Genomic DNA, 4,348 nt, shown 5'->3' with positions numbered 1-4,348 from the left:
TTATCCGCGTAATCCGCGCCTAAATCATTATCAGCATTTAGCTCATTACTGTACCAAAAGGAATTTATTCCACCAATAAGTTTATCAGCTTTTAACCTGTGCGAGTCTGTAGTGATTGGTAAATACCCGCATATCCCAGCAGAATCCTCCTCTTCAAAATAGTATCATTAAACAGCAAAATCTAATCATATCGGAAAAGGCATGTTCTGTACATTTGCACACAGAATAATTAAACCTTTAAACGTACATACCGATATGTTCAGACACATCCTTTATTATGTAACTTCAGTCTTCCTTTTACTTCATCCGTACGTCTGTTATTCCACTGATTACAAACCGGATAAGGAGACAGAAAAGCGTATCGAGGCACTCCTCGGAAAGATGACACTGGAAGAGAAGATAGGGCAAATGAACCAATTGCACTGTGAGAACTTCCCATACCTTAAAACTGAAACACGCAAGGGCAGAGTAGGCTCCGTGATGAGCATAACCGACCCAAACATCTTCAATGAAGTACAACGCATTGCCGTAGAAGACTCCCGCCTCGGTATTCCGCTTATCAACGCCAGAGACGTGATACACGGATTCAAAACCATCTTCCCTATACCTTTGGGGCAAGCCGCCAGTTTCAATCCGGAGATTGCGGAAACCGGTGCCCGGATTGCCGCGACCGAAGCTTCCGCTGCAGGAATAAGATGGACATTCGCCCCCATGATAGATATCACTCATGATCCTCGCTGGGGACGTATAGCCGAAGGATTCGGAGAAGACCCGCTTCTCGTCTCTCAAATGGGCGTTGCAGCGATAAAAGGTTTTCAGGGGAGTAGCCTAAACCACCCGACCTCCATTGCTGCCTGTGCCAAGCACTTTGCCGGATATGGTGCTTCGGAAGGAGGCAGAGATTACAACTCCACCTACATCACCGAACGCCAATTCCGCAACCTTTATCTCCGCCCTTTCGAAGCAGCCGTCAATGCCGGAGCAGCTACCCTGATGACGGCATTCAACGATAATGATGGTATCCCCTCTTCAGCCAATCCTTTCCTGTTGAAGGATGTGCTCCGCAATGAGTGGAATTACCGGGGCACGGTAGTATCGGACTGGGCATCCGTCTCCGAAATGATCCGCCACGGATTCTGCGAGGACGAGAAGGAAGCGGCACTGAAAGCTACAAATGCAGGGACCGATATAGAGATGGTGAGCGAAACCTATATCAAGTATCTCCCTCAATTGATAAAAGAGGGAAAAGTTTCCATGGAAACCATCGACAATGCGGTAAGAAACATTTTGCGATTGAAGTTCCGGTTGGGATTATTCGAACATCCATACATTGCCGACCAAAGAAAAGAGACATTCTATCGCCCCGATTTCCTGGAAGCGGCGCAGACAGCGGCCGAACAATCGGCTGTTTTATTAAAGAACGAAAGGGGAACTTTACCCATTCAGAGCAACATAAAGACAATTCTCGTAACCGGACCATTGGCGGACGCACCCCATGAGCAATTAGGCACCTGGGTGTTTGACGGTGATGCCTCATACTCGCAAACGCCTCTACAAGCATTGCGCCGGACAAGTGGCGACAGCATCAAAGTGCTATATGCCCCGGGATTGAACTATTCACGCGATACGGCCACCAGCCAATTCAATAAAGTAGTGGAATTAGCCCGGGAAGCGGATCTTATTCTTGCTTTCGTAGGCGAAGAAGCCATACTTTCCGGTGAGGCGCATTGCCTTGCCAACCTGAATTTGCAAGGGGCGCAATCCAGGTTACTGCACCGTTTGTCCGAAACGGGAAAACCGCTGGTTACAGTAGTCATGGCAGGGCGACCGCTTACCATCGGACGGGAAGTGAATATCTCGGATGCACTGCTCTATGCTTTCCATCCCGGAACAATGGGCGGTCCCGCATTGGCAAACCTTCTTTTCGGCAAGGTTGTGCCTTCCGGCAAATTACCCGTAACCTTCCCAAAGGAAACCGGACAAATCCCCATTTACTACAACCACACCAGTACCGGACGCCCGGCAAGCGGAAGTGAAAAGAATATCTTCACCATCCCTGTGGGTGCCGAACAAACTTCTTTGGGGAACACCTCTTTCTACCTGGATGCAGGCAAAGATCCCCTATTCCCATTCGGATATGGCTTATCCTATACAACATTTGCATACAGTAATCTGCAATTATCCTCCACTCAATATACCCGGAATGAAGTAATTATCATTACCTTTGACCTAACTAATACCGGCAAAACGGACGGCACCGAAATAGCGCAACTCTATTTCCGCGACCTGGCAGCATCCGTAACCCGGCCGGTAAAGGAACTGGCTGCTTTTGAGCGTATTCATCTGAAAGCCGGAGAGACACGGCACATACGGATGGAGCTACCGGTAAAGCAGTTATCCTTCTGGAACTATGCGATGGACTATTGTGTAGAGCCCGGAAAGTTTGATTTGTGGATAGGAGGCAACAGCCGGGAAGGATTAAAAGCGACATTCAACATAACTCAATAACTAACAGTCATGAAAAAACCGAATTTGAACATGAAGCGAGCGTCACTACTGACCTCATCACTCTTGTGCAGCGCCCTGCTAATAGCCGTTCCTCTCCGGAAAGAGTTGAACGAAGGCTGGCAATTCAAACAAGCCCGGCTAAGCAACTGGTATCCCGCCACCGTTCCCGGAGTGGTGCACACCGACTTAATAAACAACAAGATCATCGAAGATCCCTTCTTCCGCCTCAACGAACGCGGTATGCAGTGGATAGATAAGGAAGACTGGATCTACCAGACCTCCTTCCAACTGACTCCCGAAATAATGGAGAGGCAGAATATAGACCTCGTATTCAAAGGACTCGACACTTATGCAGACGTATATCTGAACGAAAAGAAAATACTGGAGACCAACAACATGTTCCGTGAATGGAAAACAAACATAAAGGCGGAACTGAAACCCGGAGAAAATATCCTGAAAATCTATTTCCATTCTCCCATCAAGGTGGACATCCCCAAATGGGATGCACTGCCCTACCACTACGAAGCCAGTAACGACCAGTCCGAAAACGGTGGATTATTCGACAAGAAAGTCAGCGTATTTGCCCGCAAAGCCGGTTATCACTACGGCTGGGACTGGGGACCTCGCTTAGTGACCTCCGGCATTTGGCGCCCTGTATACATTGAAGCATGGAACGACGCCCGACTCAGCGATGTCTTCATCCGTCAACAGGAAGTCAGTAAAAGCCGTGCATCCATCGTGGGAGAAATAGAAGTTCAATCGGACAAGGAAATAGACGAAGCCACCCTTACGGTGACTGATGCCGCTTCCGGCAGAGTAATGGCAGGCAAAACCGTTTCCCTCCACAAAGGAAACAATAAGATTTCCCTTCCGTTTATCATCCGGAATCCCCGATTGTGGTGGAGTAACGGACTGGGTGAGCAGCATTTATATGACTTCCGTACTGCACTTACCATCAATAACGAAACATCCGACATTCAGAGCACAAAAGTGGGTATCCGCTCGCTGAAGATCATCAACCGCCCGGACAAGGATGGAAAGACTTTCTATGTGGAACTGAACGGCGTCCCCGTCTTTGCCAAAGGTGCCAACTACATTCCGCAAGACAACTTCCTGCCACGTGTCACACCGGAACTGTACGAAAAGACAATCCTTGACGCCGCCAATGTCAACATGAACATGCTTCGCATCTGGGGCGGCGGCATTTATGAGAATGACCTGTTCTATGAACTCTGCGACCGCTACGGCATCCTTGTCTGGCAAGATTTCATGTTTGCATGCAGCCTCTACCCCGCTGAAGGGGAATTACTGGAGAATATCCGCCAGGAAGCCATCGACAATGTGAAACGTCTGCGAAACCATGCCTGTATCGCCCTCTGGTGCGGAAATAACGAATGTAATGACGCCTGGTTCAACTGGGGCTGGCAGAAACGATACAAGGCGCAGAATCCGGAATATGAAAAGAAGATCTGGAAACAGTTCACCGATCAGTATTACGTCACCCTTCCCGAAGTTGTGAAGGAATACGCACCCGAGAGCTTCTATTGGCCTTCTTCCCCGTTCGCCCGTGAAGACGGCGGCAGCGATGACCACAACGGCGACCGCCACTACTGGGATGTGTGGCATGGTAAAAAGCCCATCGAGACGTACAACAAAGAACGAAGCCGTTTTTTCAGCGAATATGGCTTCCAATCCTTCCCCGAATTTGAATCCGTGAAGCGCTACGCTCCCTGTGAAGAGGACTGGGATATCTATTCGGAAGTCATGATGTCCCATCAGCGCGGAGGCATGCACGCCAACCAACTGATTGAGACTTATCTGCTGAACGAATATCGCAAAC

The 4,348-nt window shown here is 48.9% G+C and carries 2 protein-coding genes; both read left to right on the top strand.

Going from position 1 to position 4,348, the window contains the following annotated elements; genetic code table 11:
• Positions 1–255 precede the first annotated feature (255 nt).
• Positions 256–2,508 carry a beta-glucosidase BglX gene (bglX, locus tag BACCELL_RS10095; RefSeq protein WP_007211654.1) on the top strand — a complete coding sequence of 751 codons (2,253 nt, stop codon included), beginning with the start codon at positions 256–258 and terminating at the stop codon, positions 2,506–2,508.
• Between the two features lie 9 nt (positions 2,509–2,517).
• A partial coding sequence (locus BACCELL_RS10090) for a glycoside hydrolase family 2 protein (RefSeq protein WP_007211653.1) occupies positions 2,518–4,348 on the top strand: 1,831 nt, incomplete at its 3' end.

Origin of the sequence: Bacteroides cellulosilyticus DSM 14838 (genome assembly GCF_000158035.1) — a bacterium.
In the GTDB taxonomy this organism is placed as follows: domain Bacteria; phylum Bacteroidota; class Bacteroidia; order Bacteroidales; family Bacteroidaceae; genus Bacteroides; species Bacteroides cellulosilyticus.
The sequence above is the reverse complement of the archived record's forward strand: the minus strand, read 5'-3'. Positions and strand labels throughout refer to the sequence as shown.

What these genes read in the sequence shown, in the direction of transcription:
- bglX (WP_007211654.1), top strand. Translation starts at nt 256, where the DNA reads ATGTTCAGACACATCCTTTATTATGTAACTTCAGTCTTCCTTTTACTT.